Here is a 396-nt window from a genome sequence, read left to right on the forward strand (position 1 = left end):
GGCAAGGGCGCCGTCGACCTTGAGCACGCCGACCTGGAACGCCGGCACCTGGACCAGCAACACTGCGTCCAGGCCCGCCAGGGCGCGGTCGCGCAGGTTCGGCTGGTGCAACTGGGCGACCAGCGCGGCGGACAATCGATAGTCCTGGGTCAGGTCGATGCGCTCCAGGCGCTGCTCGGTCTGGCCTTTCCAGTACAGTCGGCGGCTGCCCGGTGCGAGCAACTCCACCAGCACGCCGTCCTCGTAGCGCAGGCCGGCCTCGTTGTCGCCCAGGTCCATCCGGGTGAAGTAGCGCTCCACCAGTTGCGGTTCGCTCTGCCGCAGGTAGCCGGCCAGGCGGTGTTCAAACTGCGGGGTGTTCAGGCTGAAGCTTTCCAGGCTCAGGCGGTCGTACGG

The 396-nt window shown here is 68.4% G+C and carries 1 pseudogene; it reads right to left on the minus strand.

Annotation, left to right across the window (positions count from 1 at the left end):
- Window positions 1-396 (minus strand): annotated as a pseudogene (locus tag ACLJNW_RS23390) (slipin family protein); the annotation flags it as partial.

The organism is Salmonella sp. SAL4457, from assembly GCF_046548235.1.
GTDB classification, from domain to species: domain Bacteria; phylum Pseudomonadota; class Gammaproteobacteria; order Enterobacterales; family Enterobacteriaceae; genus Salmonella; species Salmonella enterica.